Origin of the sequence: Algoriphagus aurantiacus, from assembly GCF_035156405.1 — a bacterium.
GTDB lineage: Bacteria > Bacteroidota > Bacteroidia > Cytophagales > Cyclobacteriaceae > Algoriphagus > Algoriphagus aurantiacus.
Genome location: NZ_JAXRUT010000015.1, coordinates 53,570 through 74,471 on the forward strand (window position 1 = coordinate 53,570; position 20,902 = coordinate 74,471).

14 protein-coding genes and 1 pseudogene are annotated in these 20,902 nt (G+C 39.6%); 5 read left to right on the forward strand and 10 right to left on the reverse strand.

Features of this window, described 5'->3' with window-relative positions:
- Window positions 1-294: 294 nt before the first annotated feature.
- Window positions 295-2,913, forward strand: coding sequence for an ATP-dependent chaperone ClpB (gene clpB / locus SYJ56_RS15310; protein WP_323835542.1), 2,619 nt, complete (start codon window positions 295-297; stop codon window positions 2,911-2,913).
- 78 nt (window positions 2,914-2,991) lie between these two features.
- Here the strand turns inward: clpB and SYJ56_RS15315 are convergent, their stop codons facing one another.
- From SYJ56_RS15315 to SYJ56_RS15355, 9 genes are all read right to left on the reverse strand, one after another.
- Complete coding sequence (locus SYJ56_RS15315; RefSeq protein ID WP_323835544.1) at window positions 2,992-3,633, reverse strand: hypothetical protein; 642 nt, start codon at window positions 3,631-3,633, stop codon at window positions 2,992-2,994.
- A gap of 190 nt (window positions 3,634-3,823) precedes the next feature.
- Window positions 3,824-4,966, reverse strand: a complete 1,143-nt coding sequence (locus SYJ56_RS15320) for an ATP-binding protein (protein ID WP_323835545.1) — start codon at window positions 4,964-4,966, stop codon at window positions 3,824-3,826.
- A gap of 167 nt (window positions 4,967-5,133) precedes the next feature.
- Window positions 5,134-5,523: a carboxypeptidase-like regulatory domain-containing protein gene (locus SYJ56_RS15325; RefSeq protein WP_323835547.1), complete on the reverse strand. Its 390-nt coding sequence runs from the start codon at window positions 5,521-5,523 to the stop codon at window positions 5,134-5,136.
- Between the two features lie 8 nt (window positions 5,524-5,531).
- Window positions 5,532-5,936, reverse strand: a complete 405-nt coding sequence (locus SYJ56_RS15330) for a carboxypeptidase-like regulatory domain-containing protein (RefSeq protein WP_323835548.1) — start codon at window positions 5,934-5,936, stop codon at window positions 5,532-5,534.
- Between the two features lie 63 nt (window positions 5,937-5,999).
- Complete coding sequence (locus SYJ56_RS15335; RefSeq protein ID WP_323835549.1) at window positions 6,000-8,234, reverse strand: S9 family peptidase; 2,235 nt, start codon at window positions 8,232-8,234, stop codon at window positions 6,000-6,002.
- Between the two features lie 108 nt (window positions 8,235-8,342).
- The gene (locus tag SYJ56_RS15340; protein ID WP_323835551.1) at window positions 8,343-10,520 is read right to left on the reverse strand and encodes a DUF5916 domain-containing protein; all 2,178 of its coding nucleotides are present in this window, start codon (window positions 10,518-10,520) and stop codon (window positions 8,343-8,345) included.
- 71 nt (window positions 10,521-10,591) lie between these two features.
- On the reverse strand, window positions 10,592-12,952 hold the full coding sequence (locus SYJ56_RS15345) for a TonB-dependent receptor (protein ID WP_323835553.1): 2,361 nt from the start codon (window positions 12,950-12,952) through the stop codon (window positions 10,592-10,594).
- A gap of 212 nt (window positions 12,953-13,164) precedes the next feature.
- Window positions 13,165-15,312 (reverse strand): cation:proton antiporter, encoded by a 2,148-nt coding sequence (locus SYJ56_RS15350; protein ID WP_323835555.1) that lies wholly within the window; start codon window positions 15,310-15,312, stop codon window positions 13,165-13,167.
- Window positions 15,313-15,334: 22 nt separating this feature from the next.
- Window positions 15,335-16,291 carry a calcium/sodium antiporter gene (locus SYJ56_RS15355; RefSeq protein ID WP_323835557.1) on the reverse strand — a complete coding sequence of 319 codons (957 nt, stop codon included), beginning with the start codon at window positions 16,289-16,291 and terminating at the stop codon, window positions 15,335-15,337.
- Window positions 16,292-16,790: 499 nt separating this feature from the next.
- Between SYJ56_RS15355 and SYJ56_RS25935 the strand changes: the two are divergent.
- Window positions 16,791-16,970, forward strand: a pseudogene (locus SYJ56_RS25935) (DsrE family protein); the annotation flags it as partial.
- 393 nt (window positions 16,971-17,363) lie between these two features.
- Here SYJ56_RS25935 and SYJ56_RS15360 read toward each other — a convergent pair.
- Entirely contained in the window at window positions 17,364-18,653 is a 1,290-nt protein-coding gene (locus tag SYJ56_RS15360) for an OmpA family protein (RefSeq protein WP_323835559.1), read from the reverse strand.
- A gap of 172 nt (window positions 18,654-18,825) precedes the next feature.
- Between SYJ56_RS15360 and SYJ56_RS15365 the strand changes: the two genes are divergently transcribed.
- From SYJ56_RS15365 to SYJ56_RS15375, 3 genes are read left to right on the forward strand one after another with little or no spacing between them, the layout of a single operon-like run.
- A complete protein-coding gene (locus SYJ56_RS15365; protein ID WP_323835562.1) occupies window positions 18,826-19,734 on the forward strand; it encodes an aminopeptidase in 909 nt (302 codons plus the stop codon).
- 9 nt (window positions 19,735-19,743) lie between these two features.
- Entirely contained in the window at window positions 19,744-20,280 is a 537-nt protein-coding gene (gene hpt, locus SYJ56_RS15370) for a hypoxanthine phosphoribosyltransferase (RefSeq protein ID WP_323835564.1), read from the forward strand.
- A 15-nt stretch (window positions 20,281-20,295) separates the two neighbouring features.
- Window positions 20,296-20,868: an adenylate kinase gene (locus tag SYJ56_RS15375; protein WP_323835566.1), complete on the forward strand. Its 573-nt coding sequence runs from the start codon at window positions 20,296-20,298 to the stop codon at window positions 20,866-20,868.
- Window positions 20,869-20,902 lie beyond the last annotated feature (34 nt).

The window sequence follows — 20,902 nt, forward strand, 5'->3', positions numbered from 1 at the left end:
AGGGTTCTGAAAGCCTTTTGATACTAAATTTAGTAGGGTAGCCAAATTCTACGGCTTAGTGAAAGTGGGAAGGGTATTTATACCGGCAAAATGGAGAACACAATGACTTAGCTTAAATAGTTGGAAAAATAACTGTCAATATTTCCGTTTTTATAGGTTGATTCATGGTTTTTCAGTCATTATGACCGAAAAATCTAATTGGTGATAGTTTTGATATTAGGGAGATAGCCTTTAGAGGGGATGAAGAAAGCAATCTATCGGCTTAGCTTGACACCACTAATAACCAACTTTACTATGGACTTCAAACAATTCACGATAAAATCTCAGGAGGCGATTCAAAAAGCTTTGGAGTTAGCTTCAGCAGCAGGCCAGCCTGCGATTGAACCTTTGCACCTGCTTAAAGGAATTCTTACTGAAGATGAAAATGTAACTGATTTTCTATTCAAGAAACTCGGAACAAATAAGCAATTAATCAGTCAAAAACTTGAAGAAGAGTTGGCTAAGTTGCCAACTGTAAGTGGTGGGCAGCAACAGCCTTATTTGTCGAATTATTCGAATCAATTACTAACGAAAGCAAAAGACTACCTCAAGACTTTTGGGGATGAATATGTCGCAATCGAGCATTTGTTGCTGGCAATTTTGGCTGGAGGAGATACAGCTTCTCGAATCTTAAAGGATCAGGGGATTTCTGAAAAGCCTTTGATAGAAGCGATTAAAGAACTTAGAAAAGGAAATAAAGTGACCGATCCAAACGCAGAAAGTAAATATCAAGCTTTAGAGAAATACTCTAAAAACTTGAATGAAATGGCTAAGAAGGGTAAGATTGACCCAGTGATTGGCCGTGATGAAGAAATTAGAAGGGTACTTCAGATTTTAGCTAGAAGGACCAAAAATAATCCGATTTTATTGGGTGAGCCAGGTGTAGGTAAAACTGCTATTGTAGAAGGACTTGCCCAGCGAATAGTGTCTGGTGATGTGCCTGAAAATCTAAAATCCAAGACATTGATTTCTCTGGATATGGGTTTGTTGGTTGCAGGAGCTAAGTACAAAGGTGAATTTGAAGAAAGATTGAAAGCTGTCATCAAAGAAGTAACTGATGCAGAAGGCGAGATCATTCTTTTCATTGATGAGATTCATACATTGATCGGAGCTGGTGGTGGAGGTGAAGGAGCCATGGATGCTGCCAATTTATTGAAACCAGCATTGGCTAGAGGTGAATTGCATGCCATTGGAGCCACAACCCTGAAGGAGTACCAGAAATACATTGAGAAAGACAAGGCGCTTGAAAGAAGGTTCCAAGCAGTTATAGTGGATGAACCAGATGCCGCTGACGCAATTTCTATTCTTCGTGGAATCAAGGATAAATACGAATTGCACCATGGTGTCCGGATTAAGGATGATGCAGTTATAGCAGCTGTAGAGCTTTCACAGCGATACATTTCTGACCGGTTTCTACCTGACAAGGCTATCGACTTAATGGATGAAGCCGCCGCTAAATTGAGAATGGAGATTGATTCTTTACCTCAGGAATTGGATGAATTGAATCGTCGAATCATGCAGTTGGAGATTGAGCGAGAGGCTATTCGTAGGGAAAAAAATAAGGATAAAGAAACTGTCCTAAGTAAAGAACTGGCGGAGCTAGCAGAAAAGCGGGATAGTGTAAAAGCTAAATGGGAAAGTGAGAAGGCGGTGATCACCGGAATCCAACGGGAGAAAGAACGAATTGATAATTATAAACTGGAAGCTGAGCAGGCTGAAAGAGCCGGAGACTTTGGTAAGGTAGCCGAAATCAGATATGGTAAGATCGTTGAGGCTGAGAAGAAACTGGAATCATTCAAGTCTCAGTTGGCTGAAATGCAGGCAGGTTCACCTTTGCTAAAAGAGGAAGTTGATCAAGAGGATATTGCCGCTGTAGTATCAAAGTGGACTGGAATCCCGATGAATAAAATGATTCAGTCTGAGCGGGAAAAATTGCTTCATCTGGAAGATGAGCTTGGACATCGAGTGGCAGGACAGAAGGAAGCGATTACAGCTTTATCTGATGCTGTTCGTAGAAGTCGGGCAGGTTTGCAAGATCCGAAACGTCCGATTGGTAGCTTCATCTTTATGGGTACTACTGGCGTAGGTAAGACTGAGCTAGCTAAAGCTTTGGCTGAATACCTATTCAATGATGAGAACTCTATGGTGAGAATCGACATGTCCGAATATCAGGAAAGACATGCGGTAAGCCGTTTGGTAGGAGCACCTCCAGGTTACGTGGGATACGATGAAGGTGGGCAATTGACTGAGGCAGTACGTAGGAAGCCATACTCTGTGATTTTGCTGGATGAAATTGAAAAAGCCCACCCAGATGTATTTAATATTCTCTTGCAAGTCTTGGATGATGGACGGTTGACTGACAATAAGGGTCGAGTAGCTAACTTCAAGAATACAATCATCATCTTGACGACCAACATCGGTTCACATTTGATTCAGGAGCGATTTGCAGAAATAGAAGAATGGAATAAGGATGAGATCATGGAGAAAACAAAAACAGAGGCCTTCGATTTATTGAAGCAATCTGTAAGGCCAGAGTTCTTGAATAGGATAGATGAGGTGATCATGTTTGAACCCCTAAATAAGAAGATCATCCGTAAGATTGTAGATATCCAATGGAGAGAGATTCAAAAGCGGCTTTCTGAAGCAAATATTGAGATCGAAGCAACTAAAGAAGTGTTGGATTATCTTGGAGAGGTTGGTTTTGATCCGAATTTTGGGGCAAGACCTTTGAAAAGAACCATGCAACGATTGGTCTTGAATGAGCTTTCGAAGCAAATCTTATCAGGTTATATCAAAAATGATTCAGCGGTAATGGTAGATCTGGATGCTGATAATCAGGTTTACTTCAAAAATGTGGAAACCGTAGAGTTGTAATCCGCAATTTTCTCAACTATTCAAAAACCCTTGAGGCCGATAAGACTTCAAGGGTTTTTTGGTAATATTTAAGTAGTATCAGTCTGAATAAGAAATTCTTCTAGATGCTTTTTTCATTAAAACATTAATCATGTCTTCAGTGGAACTGCCAAGAGAACCGCTAACAGATTTATTGTAATTCGCTAATAAAACACCTTCTTCCCCGTCATAAAGATTCATGTTCAAAATGGCTTTATTTGAAGCTCCACCAAATCCAACTAATAAATTCAATGCCAAGTTTGCCCCTTCTGACATGGGTTTATTAGTTTCAAATGTTCCCATGATAATAGCGTGAACCTCAAGAATATCTGCAAGTTCATTGGGTGTAAATTCGTCGAAGTTTTCAAAAGTTACTCCGAATTTTTTGAGTTTTGCATTAGTAGTAATAGGATCCTGAAACGCCACTGTTGAATTACCTTTTTTGTCTCTTTTTAGAAACCAGGAGTGCATTCCGTTTTGAACACTTATTCCTTCAGCTTGTTCCATTTTTTCAAGCTGATCAACTGACATGGATTTCATATCTTTAGGCCTCAATGTTATACTTGCATTAAAAGGCAGGATTGCAATTGTTTCATGAGTTTTTGCGTATTCTTCGAATTTTGGGTGTTCATATAAAGAAGTTTGTGCAATTGATATTGCACCCATCGAGATTAGAACTAGAGTTAGGAAAAAGTTTTTCATAAAATGTTATTGATGTTTTAGTTTAAGCATCAATAATAATTGCTTGAAGCCCCATAACCTATTTTTTTGGGTTTACTAAAAATAGTATTGCTTAACAGATTGATAGTCAGGGATGTTGATTTGTCATTATAATTGTGATTATTGTAATTATCTGAATAATGTAGTTCCTTTTTAAATTCAAACGTGAATGCTAAGCTCCTATCCAGTCTAAGTAATTGCCAGAATGAATCACCTCATAGCTCGCTTCAGGATAGGCTTTTGCCCAAGCGGCTGGGGCTTTGGGAGGTTTGTTGGGTTGGTATTTGAATTCAAAAGCCCGTAGCAAATCTCCCTCTTCTTCCACCCAGTCAATTTCCTGTTGATCGTATGTCCTCCAGAAATAGTTAATACAATGCATGTGGCTATAATTCTGACATTTCCTACGTTCTACCGCTAAATAATTTTCCCATAAATCCCCAACGTCCGCCCGCATATCTAAGCGGTTGAAATTTTGGATGATGGCGTTTCGAACCCCATTATCATAGAAGTACCAGCGACTATTCTTCACGATTTCTTTGCGGAGATTTCTACTATATCCGCCAATTTTGAACACAACGAATACTTTGGAAAGCAGATCCAAATAGCGCTCTACCGTATTTTTTGACATTCCAAGCTGCTTTCCGAGTTCTTCCAGTGAGACTTCTTTTCCTACTTGAAAAGCTACCAGTCGGAGCAAAGAATAGAGTTTGTCTGAATTTTTTACTCCATCGACCATCAGAATATCTTTCAAAAGATAGTCATTCATGATCTGGTAGAGGCAATCTTCCTTGTCCTTCCAATCGGGGTAACGCGTGAGCTCTGGATAGCCACCGAAAATCAAACGTCCTTCACGCTTTTCCAGTGTGGTTTTGAAATCTTCTATTTTCGCAAATTCCATCTGTGCTAGAGGATAAAGAAACAAGGTGTTCTTTCTCCCTACCAAAGGCTCACCTACCTGCTGGTGCATGTCAAATGATGATGAGCCCGTAGCGACTACTTGTATCCCATCAATACTATCCACTATTAGTTTTAGAATCAGTCCGATGTCCGGGATATGCTGTGCCTCGTCGATGACTAACAAGTTTTTGCCCGCCAGTAATCGACTGTAATTTGCCACTGACCTTTCCTGCAAAAGTGCTGCGTCCAACATATCTTCCCCATTGAGGATCAGGCTTCGTTGTGGATCGATATCTTTGGTAAACTGTCGTACAAGCGCAGTTTTCCCAGACCTTCTCGGGCCAAGGATCATTAATACCTTATTTGGCTTGAGCCTGCTGTGAAAATCAGCCTGTAGAGCTCTCGGGATATTTTGCACTGTCTATCGGGTTGAAATACAGTACAATGTATAGTTTTTTACTTGATTTTACTATTCAACTGACTCAATTAATGTAAATACCGTCAGTTGAATGACTCGATTAATGTAAATACCGTCAGTTGACTGACTCGATTAATGTAAATTCAGTCAGTTACTCTTTATTCTCATTATTTATCAAATTGGATCTGTCCAAGGTCTTTCGGGAGTTTGGCTGTTTTGACATCAACTTCAATACTTGTAGAATCATAATATGTAATCACCAGAGTGATAGTTTTCTCGGTAAATATTGAGAGGTTCAATTCGAAAAAACCGTTCATATCAGTGGCAGTTCCGGTGGTGGTTCCCTTGACTAGAATTGCAGCGCCAGGAACGGGTCCTTCCGATTTGTTAACTATTTGCCCTCTTACTATCGGATCTTTAGGTAAAGGGGTTTCAACATTGGAAGAAGAGGTTTGCGCAAAGCTGGAGTTCGAAAAGAACAACGAAAAAGCAGTCAGAGCTATCACTCCAACTGCTTTTGTAAAATTCAATAAAAAGTTAAGTTTTTTGATTTTCATTACTACCCTTAGTCAGTTTCTTTTTGCAGTGTGATTTTACCCAGATCTTTTGGCAATTTGTTCGTCTTCACTACCACTTCTGTGGATTCGTAGTCAATCATAGAGATTTTTAGGATTACAGTTTCTTCTTCGAAGTATTGCAGGTCCATACTAAAAACTCCATCTACATCTGTCACTGTTCCAGTAGTTGTGTCCTTGACATTGATGACCGCACCAGGAATTGGTTTCTTTTCTGGTGAAAGAATAAGGCCCTTTACAGTTTTTTCGGAAATATGTTTTCCTGTATCAGGAGCAGCAGTAAGCTTTGAGATAGAGAATGCTAAACCTCCAATGAATAAGCAAAGGATAGTCAGAAAACCAACTCTTAGCTTTCTTAAGTAGCGTTTGTGGGAATCATCTAATGTATTTTTCATAGTTCTACTAAATTTTAATAGTAAGAAAAATAAAATAGTTCACATATCCTAATCTTTTGATAATTAATTAGCTGGAGTGTGTTCCATTAAATAATCAGTGAGTAACGTGTACAAATGAAGGCTCGTTCCAGCTCCCTCATAGATTCCGTGAGACCGGTTTGGATAAGGCATCATCTGGAATTGTTTATTGTGTTTGATCAGTTCATTCATCAGCATTTCTGCGCCTTGATAGTGGACGTTGTCATCGCCAGTGCCATGTACGATCAACAGATTTCCTTCTAAGTTTTTTGCATAGGTGATGGGTGATCCCTTTACAAAATCCTCCATGTTTTCCTGAGGTAAGCCCATGTATCTTTCTTGATAGATATTGTCATAGATCAGTTGATTAGATACAGCTGCAACAGACATACCTGTTTGATAAATTTCAGGAAATTTAAACATCAAGTTCAGCGTCATAGAGCCACCACCACTCCAGCCCCAAACAGCAACCCGGCTTTCATCCAGATAAGGAAGCTTTAGCAGTTCTTTGGCAGCCAATCCTTGATCTTGGGCATTGATGACTCCTATTTTTCTATAAATACTTTTCCTCCAATCGCTTCCTTTCAAAGTTGGTGTGCCACGATTATCAATATCAATCATGAAATATCCTTTTTGCGCCAGTATAATATTGTAAAGTCCAACCTGAGTATCCGTGGCTACGGTGCTCCAAGGCTCACCATACACATGAAAAAGTACTGGATATTTTTTTGATTCATCAAAATCAACTGGGTAGATTATTCTTGCGTCCATTGTCACTCCTTCGGAAGTAGTCACTGTCGTGAATTTGATATCAGGAGTTTTAAGTGAAGCTAGTTTTTGGGAGTAGGCAGTGTTTTCTACAAGGTTTTTGATGATCGTGTGTTTTGGAAGGCTGATTAGTCGAACCGTTAATGGGTTGTTAGTACTCTGGTAATTGTGTATTGCAACTAGGCCATTTGGCGCGATATCATAGGTGTTTACTCCTTCAAAAGCTTCTGGAGTTACTCGTCGAAGATCACCTTTTCCAGCCAAATCAATAGCATACAAATATCGCTGAGTAGCATTGTCTGGAGAAGCGATGAAGTAAACCTCCTTATCTGTTACAGCCCCAAAAGAGGCAACATCAAATTCGCCAGGCGTGATCAACGTCTTTTTTCCTGTAGCTATCTCAACCTTATAAATATGTCTCCACCCATCATTTTCTGTCATTCGTAGAAAGGCTTTTCCATCATCAACTAGTGGTAAACTATTGTCGCTCCAGCCATTTCTGGAAAGATCCGGGTAGGCAAGATCCACCCAGGTTTCCTCCGTTTCTTCATAGATCTTTTTCAGTTCTTCACTTGAAGGATTGAAAGTCCAAATGGTCAGTTGATTCTGTTTTCGGTTCATCTGCTGGATCAATAATTGATCGGCATTGATCCATTGCATGCCAGGCAGGTAATTTTCCTTCTCTTCACCTGGAATTGGTATCCATTTGGTCGTTTTCGAAGCTATATCTATCAGACCGATTTTGGCTCCTGCGGGCTCTTGCCCGACCTTTGGATACTGTAAGGGAATTGGTTTGGAATAGACCGAGTCAGTATTATTGATCATATAAAAAGTGCCAATCTTTGATGCATCGATCTGCCAAAATGCGATGTTTGCGGCATCTGGACTCCAAGCAAAACCGTCCCGCTTTCCAAACTCTTCTTCGTAAGCCCAGTCAAATGTGCCATTGATGATCTTGTCAGTACCGTCATTGGTGAGTTGGGTGATTTCACCTGTTTTGAAGTTTTCCTGATACAGATTGAATTGATGCACGTAGGCTACATATTTATTGTCCGCGGAAAATTTTGCAAACATTAGCGAGGAAGGCTCGAACTGGCTTCCAAGCTGCTTTAATTGTTTACTTGCCAGATCATAAACCCAGTAATCGCCTTTGGTATTCGACCTCCACACTCGGCTTGAATTAGTGAAAATCAGGACTTTTGTCCCATCATCAGATAGGCTGAATGATTCGATGTAGATTGGGTTCCCGATGTTTTGCAGTGCTGAACCAGGGACGAACACACTTTTATCTAATGTTTGGCTATCCCATCTAGCCAATTCGTTTCCATTTTCTACGGTCACATAGGCCGCTCCGTTTTCTATCCATTGGATCGGCTGAAGTCTTTCTTGAGCAAATTCTCTAGAGTTATAGATTCTGTCGAGCGTGAGGAGTTCAGAGTTTTGGGCTGATATTTCGCTGATGATGAAAAACGCCAAAAGGAAGAAAATTGACTTTTTGAGTAAGAGTTTCATGATAAAGTAAGTAAGCAGTCTAATTACTAAAGTAAAGCTATATCTCCTAAATGGGATACTTAGGCTAAAATTTGAGAATAATCAATCAATCGAGTCGAAGACTGAATTTTATAAATTCCACCAATACGTGAACTTCAAAACCAATGAGCGATTTTTGGTGTAAAAGGGAGCGGGCAGGTAATTGTCTGTATAAACCAAAAACAGATCTGAAGCAGGCTTAAATCGCCACTGGAAGCGGGTGTTTAGATTAATATTTTCGATCTGCTCATTGTATTGGACGAAGGCTGTGAAAAATAGGGTATTTGTCATGGTGACATCAACTCTTGGTCCGATCAACCAAAAGCTGGTTGTATTCCAAGGCTCAGGTAAATGAATTTCATTATAGCCTGCATTCATCGTGATGCTCACATAGGGTTGAAATCTATAGCCAAGCTCAGCGGTGACGTTGTAGCGCTCGCCGTCTGCATAATAACCACCCAATCGTGTGGTAAAAGCATAAGTGAATACACTTTGTGGTTTGGAAGTATATTCTGCCCCCATGGCATACCATTGGTGTTCTGTACCAGTTGCAAGTGTGTCTCCGCTGTAATTTGTAGGGTCAAAGGGCCTCTGCAATTTCACATAGTCTGTGCTAGTCCAAAGCATAAAAGTGCTTTGGCTTCTCCATTTCAGATTATAAGCTAGGAATGAGGTGTTGTCTGTTTTTTCTCCCGTTTTATTGAAAAAGAACGTTGTGCTAAGATCAGGGCCGTGGCTCAGAATTTTTTCGCTTTTGGGAAACCAACGATAGCCTACCTGTGGGTTGATTTTATAAAATCCCCTTCTTGGCACATAGCCCACTTCTGCGGTATAGTCTTCAGATACGTATTCATGCTGCCAGTTCCAAGTGAGATTTCCGGCGGTATATTTCAAATTGGCAGCATGGACAAAGCCGTTGCCTATATTGTCGGGACCAAAACTCTGTAGAACCATTGCTTTTCCAGTCCAAAGGTTATTCGAAGAGGCTAGGTTATATTCCAAACCTACATTGCGGTTGAACTGAGAATAAATAGGGGCTTCTGAGGTAGGATCAGGATTATAATTGAGCGATTGCTTATTGATAAAGAGTCCTGTGATATTCGACCTTGCACCTACTTGTCGCTGAAGTGCCAAAACAGTGAAGTTTTGAGATGGCAATTCATCCTCTTTCACTTTTTCAGTTTGCATATTCATCGCTCCGACTCTCCAGTTTTTGTTGATTTTCCCACTCAGTCTTGCGCCAAATTGTATGGGAGCATTTAGTCCGATTCGTCTGGAGAAAAATGGGCGGATTGTGCTGTAGCCAAAACTTGCAAACAAGTCTCCGTTTTCCAGAAAAAATTGTCGTCTCTCTGGGAAAAACAATTCAAAACGATCTAGGTTGGTGACTTGTCGATCGACTTCCACTTGCGAGAAATCCGGATTTACAGTAAGATCCAAATTCAGAGAAGAAGTCAATCCTATTTTAGCATCCATTCCTACTTCCTTTCGGTATTCTGTCTCGCCTCCAGAAGACACTTCCTTGCTAAATCCTCCTAAAGCATATGGAATTACAGAAATATTGGCGCCAGTCTGTGGTGGAGCTTTGTCCCAAACAAGTATACCAGTGTAGGCTAAAGAAGCGGAGGGGAATTGTCGTGGAACCGGAGCCCAGCCTGATTTCTCAGTAGTTTTCAGATCGAGTCGGGAAAAGTTGATTCCCCATTCTGTGATTCCTTTTTTGTACCGTATTGATTTGAATGGGATTTTGGCTTCAAAAACCCACTTGTCATCGTAGTTAGTGACTTTGGAACTCCATTTATTATCCCAGCTGAGATCTACGTTGCCCCCGTTGAACATGATTCCATCCCATTGTGCACCCGCTGCATTAGCTCCAAAGGAAAAACCATTGGTCTGATCATCGAATGGATCCATGAAGAGCAGAAAGTTGTCATTCTTGCCAAAGTTGAAATCCCGGCGAAGTGACTCAACCATATAAGGGCCTTCTACTGCGTGGAAATTTTCTACCAGTAAATAGAGATGTTCATCATCATACGTCATCCTCACATCAGTCCTTACTTGGGCAAAGCTCGTGTCCATGGGCGTGATCATATAGAAATCTGTCGCGACTTCAGCGTCGAGCCAAGCTTGCTCATCCAAAGCTCCGTCAATCAAGATTTCTGAGGTGGCTTTCTGAATATGCAGCCGATATGAATCGTTGATTTTCTGTGCCGAAAGAATTGACATATTCACTATTCCCAACAGAAAAAACAGACTCAATTTGCGCATGGACTTACACTACTTAAAAGGTAGCTTAAGGGTTTTATTTTATGAATATTAGGTAAAAAATCAATAAACTTTTATTGTTTTAGCCTATAGCTTAAGGTTAGAATCAATTGTCGCCTTTGGTATTGGGAATTTCCCTCGGTATAGAAATTTACCCCTTCACTGATGTATCTATTTCTTCTGGAATTAAAGATGTCTGTAGCGTTAAAAACCAGAGTGCCTCGGTCTTGTAAAATACTTTTGCTGACAGAGAGATCCATAAAGAAAATACCTTTTCTTACTCCCTGAACAGTTTTCTGTCTTGCATCATAATTTGCGCGAAGCTGTATATCAAGCCCTTCAGCCACTGTAAATCTGGAGGTTTGTCGGAAGAGCCAAGAGTAAGTCTTAGTCTCATACCCGTTCTGGATATTTGTACCATCGATATCCGCGTGAAAGAAATTGGCATTGAAGTCAAGCTTCCACCAATCGTAAAGTTGGTAATCACTACTGAGTTCCACTCCAAATGAATTTTCTCCATTTAGGTTGAAAGGCAAGGTGGTAGAATTTCCTTCATCATCTACGGCACGTAACCGTTCGATTTTGTCAGATGTACTACGGTAGTAAACGGTGGTGAAAAGAGTCCCCTTGTCAAAATATTTAATGTGTCCTAGCTCAAAGGAGTTGGTGTATTCCGGGTTCAGGTCAGGGTTTCCACTGAAGAAATTCCGCGAATCTGAAAGTGTCACATAGGGACTTAAATCATTATAAACTGGGCGGCGGACACGTCGGCTATAGCTGATTTGAAAAGCATTTTCCTGAGTGATATTGTAGGTCAGGTGGGCGCTCGGAAAGAGGTTTGTGTATTTTCTTGGATTTTCTTCATTGGTTTCTTGCAGTGTAGTTTTCACATCTGTATGTTCTACCCGCAATCCACCTTGATAGCTCCATTTTTTTGAAGTATTTCCTACGATTCCGTAGGCCGCAAGTATGTTTTCATCATACAGGAAGATATTGTCAAGGCCAGGAATAGGTTCAAGAACTCCGCTTTCATTTGCTTCTTGCACGAGGTAGTCATTTTTCATTTCCCGGAAACTCGTTCTGAACCCGCTCTCGAATTTTCCTTCTTTACCAAATGGCTGTACATAATCGAGCATAGCCAAGTATTGATTTTCGTATTCATCATTTAGGGAAGTCTGAAGTACAGATGAGCCTGTGATTGGATTTCCCTGTGGCGTGTACCCAGCCTCGGTGAAAAGTTGATCAGAATTTTCCCAATAATTTAAATAAGTCAGTGTCCCGGTCAGTTCATGTCCCTTTCGCTCAAAATTTTTCTTATAATTCATTGAAATTTCTGAGTTTGGCTCCTCTTCCGTTTCATCCTGTTTCCTTAAGGTATAGCTCTGGAGATTGCTTAATGTATTCCAAGAATCTTCATAACGAATGTCTGTAATTCTATGCGCATCGCTTCTTCTCCACAGATAGGAAAGAGTTAGAATGCTATTTTCACTAAAGTAATAATCCAATCCACCGCGAATGTTATTATTAAGGCTTTTCACCACTCCTTCGTTGGTTTGGTTTAAGATAAATGTGGTGTCTTCTCCATAAGTTTCCTGATACAGTTCGCCTACATTTGGAGCTCTGCGATGGGTAAGGCTATAATTGATAAACCAATTGATCCGTTTGTGTCTATAATTAAGGTTAGCTGTGAAACCCAAGTTGGTAGGAACGCCTCCGACTATTTCGAATGAACCGTTGAATCCCTGATTATTGTCCTTTTTCAAAATAATATTGATCACGCCGGCCATGCCTTCCGCTTCGTAGCGTGCCGAGGGATTAGTGATGACTTCCACTCGCTCAACCATATTGGCAGGTAACTGGCGGAGACCCGCACTTCCCTTGAAACTAACCAGCCCAGAAGGCTTTCCATCAATCAATATCCGAACATTAGCTGAGCCTCTTAATCGCACGTTTCCCTCTGGATCTACAGCAATAGAAGGAAGATTCATCAGGATATCACTGGCATTTCCACCTGCATTTGCAAGGTCTTTCCCTACATTGAAAATCCGCTTGTCCAGAGAAAGCTCCATGATTGTTTTTTCACCTTGAACTACCACTTCATCCAAATCTCCTGCTGTGGTCTTCATCATTATACTGCCCATATCATATGAAGGAGAATCTCTAGAAATGGTAAAAAGATCGGATTTGTATTCTTCGTACCCCATGAATTCCACCAAAGCGTAGAATTCACCATTAGGAATATCGATTTGAAACTTGCCATTGTCATCTGAAAGACCTCCTGAGATCAAACTGTCAGCACTGGTATATATTCCTATAGAAGCAAATGGAAGTGGAGAATCAGAACCATCTTCAATGACTACTCCGCTAAGTATTCCTTTTTTGGATGATTGCTGAGCAAAAGAGGAATAACTAAAAAGAAAGCTCAATAAAAGCATCACTAAAATTTTGCTGGATGAGCACTTGCAATGGTTGGACATCAGATGTCTGTTTAGATATAGGTTTGGGTTGATTGGATTCCAAATCAAATCATGCGTTGAATTAAAATCATGGGAATATATTTCGATTTTCCGTCAAAATCAGTTAAAAAATTACCAAAGGTTGAATTTTGCGGACGAGTAGAAAACTCCAGTATCAGTTACGGTAAAGCTTATTTTCTTTTCAGAAGTCTAGCAACCGTCCTCCCTATCCAATCCAAGCGCTCAATAGGCCCTATCAGTGAGCCATGCATCATGTCCATTACGGGCATACCACCGGCTTTAGGTTGGTTAGGATAGATCAAAATAAAGCTGTGGTTTTTCAGCCAAATGTTAATCAGTTTAGGAACGCGCTCCAAGCGCGGGTGATAGGAGGCTTCCCCTTTTCGGCTCAGTACCATGATCAGATTATCGTCAGCTTTGAGGAGGATATCTAGATTTTCCAGTTCATCCCATTCTGGGAAAGGCCTAAAATCAACTCGAATTGGATGTTTTATGAGAATCTCACTGAGGTATGCTCTTGTTCCGTTTGTGGCATAGAAAATCATTCTTGACCCTGAATTTCTCGCAATATTCCAGACTTTTACCAGCCAAAAAGGAAAGCCTAATTCCATCTCAGCATTAGGAGGGATAAAAACCAAATGACGTCTGTGTGTGTCGAAAGGCTGATGTGGCTTATAAATGAACGTCGTTGTATTGCATTTGGTAAGTAGTGTCTCGGTCAGATTACCAAGAAAACTGTCGTCTATGGTTGTCTTTTCGTGGAGGCCAAGGACTAAGTCAGTGATTTTGTTTTCGCGAATAACACTTGATATTCCATGTTCGATATTGGTATCATAGCGCAGCAATTCGTATAGAAAATGATCAGTAGAACCTGCGGTTTTACTCGCTTGATTAAGCGTTTTTTGAGCCTTCATTTCGGCATTTGCATCTTCCAGTTCTGGATTGATAATGCTGAGCGCATAAAGATTAGAATGCTTTTGAGGTGATTTCAGCATGATGCTAAGATGAATTAGGTCATCAGATGTTTCTTGATTTCTCACTGGAATCAGGATACGTTCCTGTACATTGTCGCTTACATCTTCATCAAGTGGGGAATCCGCCAATGCGATTCTTTTCGCACCCTTCTGAGCTTCAAGAGAAGCAATGGTACACGTCACAAGGATCATAATGATGGTGCCGTTTAACACATATTCTGAGAGAAGACGGATTGGCTCTCCAGCTTCATCTGTTCCAATAATAATCTTGTATCCGACAGTTACAGCAGCCAAAGTTGCCGCAGCCTGTGCATTACTCAAACCAAAAATGACCCTGCGTTCATCCTTTGAAAACCCATAGGTCTTTTGCGTAGCAAATGCAGCCAGATACTTAGCTAGGGTGGCTACTATGGTCATAACACACGCAACAATAATCGTATTCCAACCATCAACAAATGCTGTGAAATCTACCAGCATTCCAACGCCTATTAAGAAAAAAGGAATGAAAATCGCGTTTCCTACAAATTCGATTCTATTCATCAAAGGAGAGATATGCGAAATTAGTGGGTTAACAGCCAAGCCTACAAGGAATGCACCAATGATAGGCTCTACTCCTGCCAATTCTGCTAACGCAGCCCCAGTAAAAACCAGCGCCAAAGTGAATACATATTGCGAGACATTGTCTTCATATTTCTTCAAAAACCATCGTGCGACTATAGGAAGTAAAAAAATAATAATGGTGGTAAACACGATTAAGGATATAACTAATTTTGTCCAAAAAATTGTATTTACTTCCCCTTTAGTGGCTCCTACGACGACGGCTAGCACCATTAAGGCCAATGTATCTGTGATGAGTGTGCCACCTACAGTGATATTGACTGCTTGATTTTTTGCAATGCCCATCTTAGAAATCATGGGGTAGGCTATTAGTGTATGAGATGCAAACATACTTGCCAGCAAAATTGAGGGCAACATTTCTAAATCCAAAATGTAGAGTCCAGCAGTTATCCCTAAAATCATTGGTATTAGAAAGGTGTACATACCGAAAACCATGCTTTTCTTACTGTTTTTCAGGAAATCTGCAAGATCGATCTCCAGCCCGGCTAGAAACATGATATAAAGCATTCCGGCTGTCCCCGAAAGGATGATGCCACTATCACGCTCTATCCAATTCAGCCCATTAGGGCCTATGATAGCACCAGCTATTATTAATCCGAGCAATGGCGGGATTTTTAGCCGATTAAGGGCAATCGGTGCAAGCAAAATGACCAACAGTATCAAAAGGAATTTGATTACCGGATTGTCAATGGGTAATACAAATTCCGAAAGTGGGTCTAGATGCATCAGGCTTTAATTTTAAAGAAATTTACATTTCCCCACTAACCAAATAAATGGTATATCCGAGGTACGATACCAAAAGAAGCGCGGCTTCCCAACGATCCAGTTTTTTTCTCTTGCCAGTAAACATGGCGACAAACAAGAAAATAGTTCCTGCCCCAAGAATGTACAGATCAGTATTGAAAGCTAGTGTATAATTGAGCGGATTAATCAGTGAGCTCACACCTAGAATCAAGAAGATGTTAAAGATGTTGGATCCAATGATGTTTCCGATGGCTATGTCGTTGTTCTTTTTCATCGAAGCAACTACTGAAGTAGCGAGTTCGGGTAGTGAAGTCCCTGCTGCAACGATAGTTAGTCCTATAATTTTCTCGCTGACTCCGAGTGATTGTGCCATCGCTACAGCATTGTCGACAACGAGTTTTCCTCCTACCACTAGTCCTGCTAATCCTACGAGAATCAGTGTCCAAATCTTGAGATTAGTATAATCCTTTTGGACTATATCTGAGCTGTCTGGTTCTGACTTCAGTTGAGTGAATACATAATAAAGAAAAGCGACGAAGAGAGCCAGTAAAATAATGCCATCTACTATCGAAAGTCCCGGAGACTCTGAGCTGAAGTAGTTGTTGGCAAGAAATAAAAGGACTACGGCTGCTAATAATGAAAATGGGATTTCCTTCCAAACTGAACTTGATTGCACCGTAAGCGGTGTTATCAACCCAGCTATTCCTAAAATTATAAATAAGTTAAAATTATTAGAACCAATCACGTTTCCGAAAACAATATCGGGATAACCTCCAAAAGAAGCGACAGAATTGACTACTAACTCTGGCGCAGATGTACCAAATGCGACTATGGTCAAGCCAATTGCTAGGTCTGATACCTTATGTTTTTTTGCCAAAACGGAGGCACCATCTACAAGCCAGTCGGCTCCTTTTACTAACAATACAAGACCGGCAATTAGAAGGATGATTTGAAGAATCATAGCAAATTTGTTTTTTCTTTTAAAGCTAACTGCTCACAAAAATCTTTCAAAAGTAGATTGAAAAACACAGGTAATTTTATGCTATATGAATAAATATTTTTTTACTCATATCTCATTCTGATCGCTTTTAATTTTTCAGAAGCTTTTGCACAAAGTGAAATCCCAAATCACATCAAAGAGAAAATCACCTATCCTGTATTCAATTCCATCCTTGGGTAGGTATGATGACCGTAGAAACTGGGACGTTACCTTATGACTCGTTGATTAATTACAAAGTTACCTTAGATGATCTATATGGTGAGGTGAAAGATTCTACTTCAATTCATCCAGTTTTTTTGGAGGTTGCAAGGACTTAAATCTCAACATAGCGAATGGAGTGCCTGCCGGAAAAATTCAGATTGCAGCAGTTATTCATGGTAAATTAGTTCAGGCAATTCTTTCTGAAGAGGGATATGAGAATAAATATCATAAATATTAAACTTCCAATCCAAACTTAGTTGCTATAAAAATAGTGAAAGGTAGGGGGATTAAATTTTATGTCTGCGGATGGAGTATGGGTTTTCATAATCTTGAAAATGAGAATATAACTCCAATGGTCAAAATGGCTGTATCGGTAAAAACAACTTTTATAACCTTGGATCAAAAGGGTTATTTATATCTCAATGGAAGTGATAATTGATCCCTAGAAATTACCGGGCTTTAAATATAATAGCCATGCCTTTGGTAACTAGGGAAGTAGCTAATATTTAACTATTTGCTTGTATTATTTAGGTTTACCTGTTATACTAAAATCTTTCGCTAGAAAAGGAATAGAGAATTTTAATTCTACATGGAAAACAATTTATAAGCTTTGATTCCATATGAGAGAATCGCACTGTCAGAAAAAATCTCAGTTTTAATTAAATCAGCATCTCTTAGATTCATCACTTCAAATTGAGAATGGATTTCGAGTGAAGAGTTTCAAAAATAAATTCGTTGAACGCATTATTCAAAATCACGGGGCGGTAAAGTATTAAAACAAAAAAAGAGCTCGGGCATGCCGAGCTCTTTTAATATTTATTTCCAGTACTAATTACTTCACTTCGAAGCTAGCTCTTCTAGCCATTTGTCTTGCATCTGCAGAAGACTTATCAACGCTAGTGTCTTCACCATAACCTTTGTAGGATAGTCTTGAAGCATCTACTCCAGAAGCTACCAATATGTCATAAACTGACTTAGCTCTTCTTTCAGAAAGTTTCATGTTATAATCTTCAGGACCCAATTCGTCAGCATATCCTTTGATCTCTACACTTACACCTGGATTCTTTTTCAGGAAGTTAGATACATAGCTAGCAGCGCTAGTAGAGTATCCAAGTGGCTTATCGCTATCAAATGCGTAGTAAACATTTACATAACCGTCGTTGATAGCTTTCTTGAAGAAATCAACTTCCTCTTTTACTTCTTCTACTGGACATCCGTCAGTTGAAGCTGGACCAGGAAGGAACGGACACTTATCCATGTGATCAGGAGTGCCATCACCGTCAGAATCCAAAGTCATACCTGAAGAATTTACTCTTGCTCCAGCCGGAGTGTTAGGCTCTTTGTCCAAGTAATCAGGAACGCCATCACCATCAGAATCTTTCAACATATCTTTAATACCGTTGATCTGAGTAGCAAGTTCTTCTTTAGTAGCATACTTGTCGGCTGCAATGAACCAATCAGCGTGCTCTTCACTCTTACCTAAGTAAAACTGAAGTCCAATTGTACCTGTCCACCACGTACTATTAGCTCCGAAAAATCCATGGTCAGCTGGGCCGATTGCAGTAGCACCATCCCAAGTGACAGTCTGTCTACCGTTAATAATGGTACTAATATCTCCTACTAAAGCAATGTTGTTACTTAATTTCAATTGAGGCGTAACACCAACAATAAAATTGTAGACATCATCAGTAAAACCACTGTGAAGATTCTCTTGAGGCTTTACGTTTCCGATACCAGCACCAAAATGGCCTAGTAAACCTAGAGATCTAGTAAATGATTCGAAATTCATGATTCTTCCAAGGTTAGAAACCATTTGAAGATTCAATCGGTAGTATTTAGTGTCAAATGAGCCAGTGTTAGCATCATCGCTTCCAGCCTCTTTCATTGAACCAAAACCGTAATCTAGTTTCAAACCGAACTTCTCGTTGAACATATACCTAGCGCCGAAGTCAATATGGCCAAGGTTGAGTGAGGGAGAAAGGAATCCTGGAGTGATTGGAGCCATTGGTTTATTAAAGCCACCTCCCACTTCAAGGGAAAATTTGTCGAATTCCTGTTCCTGTGCATGAGCTCCGAATGCCAAAGCGCCTGCCATAATTGTTGATAGTATTAGTTTTTTCATAACAAAAAATTTTTGTTCAAATTTTAAGTGTTGATTGATGTGAATACAAATTTATAAACTTTTAATTTACTACAAATCTAGCTGAATTATTTAAAACCCAATTGCGGATAAAAAATAAATCCATTCCTTTTTTCAAATTTAGTAATGAAATATTAACATAATTTATGCCATAATGAAATTTTTATACGAAATCCTCAAACAAAATAGTGTTTCGGGAGATGAATCTAGAACGTCAGAATTTATTTTACAATATATAGCCCAACGAAAGAATAAGTGGAATGTTTCACCAGATATCTATTTTGGAGAAAATTTTCATGATTGTATTTTATTGAAATTTGGTCAACCAAGAACTGCAGTCTTTGCTCATATTGATACTATTGGTTTTATGTCAAGGTATAATAATCAGCTGATTAGCGTAGGCGGTCCAGAGATAATTGAAGATACTATTTTAGAAGGGAAAGATTCTTTAGGTGAAATATCATGTAAATTAAAAGGTGACGAAAATAATATTTCTCATGATTTTCCTCGCGGAATTGATCCTGGAACTCGACTTTCTTTTTCTCAAAACATTAGAATTGATGAGGAATTTATTCAGGCTGCCTATTTAGATAATAGGTTAGGAGTTTATACCGCATTAAAACTTTGCGAAACTATTTCCAATGGTTGGGTGGTTTTTTCTACTTATGAGGAGCATGGAGGGGGTAGCATGCCTTTTTTGCTTAAATTTATTCAAAAGACATCACCTATAAAGCATGCACTGATTGCGGATATTACCTGGATTACGGAAGGAGTTCAATTTCATAATGGGGTTGTTATCTCTATTCGGGATAAATTTATCCCAAGAAAAAGATTCTTGGATAGAGTTATTCAACTCGCAAAGGAGAGTGGTGTTCCATTTCAACTTGAAGTAGAGGAGTTTGGAGGTAGTGATGGTAGAGAAGTTCAGTTTTCACCGTATGCAATAGACTGGTGTTTTATAGGTGCGGCTGAGGAGAATGTGCATACGCCGGATGAAAAAGTTTCATTGGTAGATTTGGAGGCAATGCTTAACATTTATCCATATTTGGTGGAAAGACTATAATTATTGGGCATGAGAATAAGAGTAAAAGACAAAGAATTTGAAATCTACTTGAGTGCTGTGGAAATTAATCTACGTAATGCCCAGCTTGGGCAAGCGATAACTCAGGATTTTGCAGGAGAAGAATTAGTAGTAGTAGGGGTTTTGAATGGTTCCTTTGTATTCATGGCTGACCTTTGTAGGCATATTGATTTGCCAATTTCTACCTCATTTATTAAAGTCAGCAGTTATTCTGGCACAGAATCCTCTGGAGAAGTACGCTCAATTTTAGGCTTGGAAGAAAAAATTGAGGGTAAAAATGTCCTCGTTGTTGAGGATATAGTTGATACCGGAATCAGCATGGATTATTTAATAAAGGCACTTTCTGAATTAAAACCTTCCAAACTTGCCATTGTTACTTTGCTTCATAAACCTGATGCTTTCAAGTTTAATTATGGGTTAGACTATGTCGGTTTTGAAATTCCCAATAAATTTGTGGTCGGTTACGGCCTTGATTACGATGGGTTGGGCAGAAATCTGCCTGATATCTATCAACTCAGTACTCCTTAAATAATAGACTTACGAATGTATAATATTGTATTATTTGGTCCTCCGGGTGCAGGCAAAGGCACTCAAAGTGAAAAACTTATTGAGAGATACGGATTTACTCATTTATCTACTGGGGATCTTTTCAGAAAACACCTTGGAGAGGGAACGGAATTAGGTCAGCTCGCAAAAAAGTATATGAATGAAGGTCGACTAGTGCCAGATGAAGTAGTGATTGGTATGGTGGAGGATAAAATCAATGAAACCAAAGATGCCCGTGGATTTATTTTTGACGGGTTTCCACGTACTACCGCTCAGGCAGAGGCTTTGGATGAAATGCTTTCAAAGCATACTATTGAAATCAGTGGAATGATTGCATTAGAAGTCCCTGAGAGTGTGCTTAGAGTTAGAATTAAAGAGCGAGGCAAAACATCCAACAGAGTAGATGACCAGGATGATGAGAAAATCAATACACGTATTAAGGTGTACTTAGATGAGACTCTGCCTGTGGCAGATTACTATGCTTCGCAAAACAAACTACAGAAAATCAATGGTGTAGGAGAAATCGATCAAATCTTCTCAGACATCACTTCGGTGATTGATAGCTACTGATTGCCTTAAATTTCCTAATTTTGCATTTCATATT

Coding starts and splice junctions, on each gene's coding strand:
- clpB (WP_323835542.1), top strand. CDS start 295: ATGGACTTCAAACAATTCACGATAAAATCTCAGGAGGCGATTCAAAAA.
- SYJ56_RS15315 (WP_323835544.1), bottom strand. CDS start 3,633: ATGAAAAACTTTTTCCTAACTCTAGTTCTAATCTCGATGGGTGCAATA.
- SYJ56_RS15325 (WP_323835547.1), bottom strand. CDS start 5,523: ATGAAAATCAAAAAACTTAACTTTTTATTGAATTTTACAAAAGCAGTT.
- SYJ56_RS15330 (WP_323835548.1), bottom strand. CDS start 5,936: ATGAAAAATACATTAGATGATTCCCACAAACGCTACTTAAGAAAGCTA.
- SYJ56_RS15335 (WP_323835549.1), bottom strand. CDS start 8,234: ATGAAACTCTTACTCAAAAAGTCAATTTTCTTCCTTTTGGCGTTTTTC.
- SYJ56_RS15340 (WP_323835551.1), bottom strand. CDS start 10,520: ATGCGCAAATTGAGTCTGTTTTTTCTGTTGGGAATAGTGAATATGTCA.
- SYJ56_RS15345 (WP_323835553.1), bottom strand. CDS start 12,952: ATGCTTTTATTGAGCTTTCTTTTTAGTTATTCCTCTTTTGCTCAGCAA.
- SYJ56_RS15350 (WP_323835555.1), bottom strand. CDS start 15,312: ATGCATCTAGACCCACTTTCGGAATTTGTATTACCCATTGACAATCCG.
- SYJ56_RS15355 (WP_323835557.1), bottom strand. CDS start 16,291: ATGATTCTTCAAATCATCCTTCTAATTGCCGGTCTTGTATTGTTAGTA.
- SYJ56_RS15360 (WP_323835559.1), bottom strand. CDS start 18,653: ATGAAAAAACTAATACTATCAACAATTATGGCAGGCGCTTTGGCATTC.
- SYJ56_RS15365 (WP_323835562.1), top strand. CDS start 18,826: ATGAAATTTTTATACGAAATCCTCAAACAAAATAGTGTTTCGGGAGAT.
- hpt (WP_323835564.1), top strand. CDS start 19,744: ATGAGAATAAGAGTAAAAGACAAAGAATTTGAAATCTACTTGAGTGCT.
- SYJ56_RS15375 (WP_323835566.1), top strand. CDS start 20,296: ATGTATAATATTGTATTATTTGGTCCTCCGGGTGCAGGCAAAGGCACT.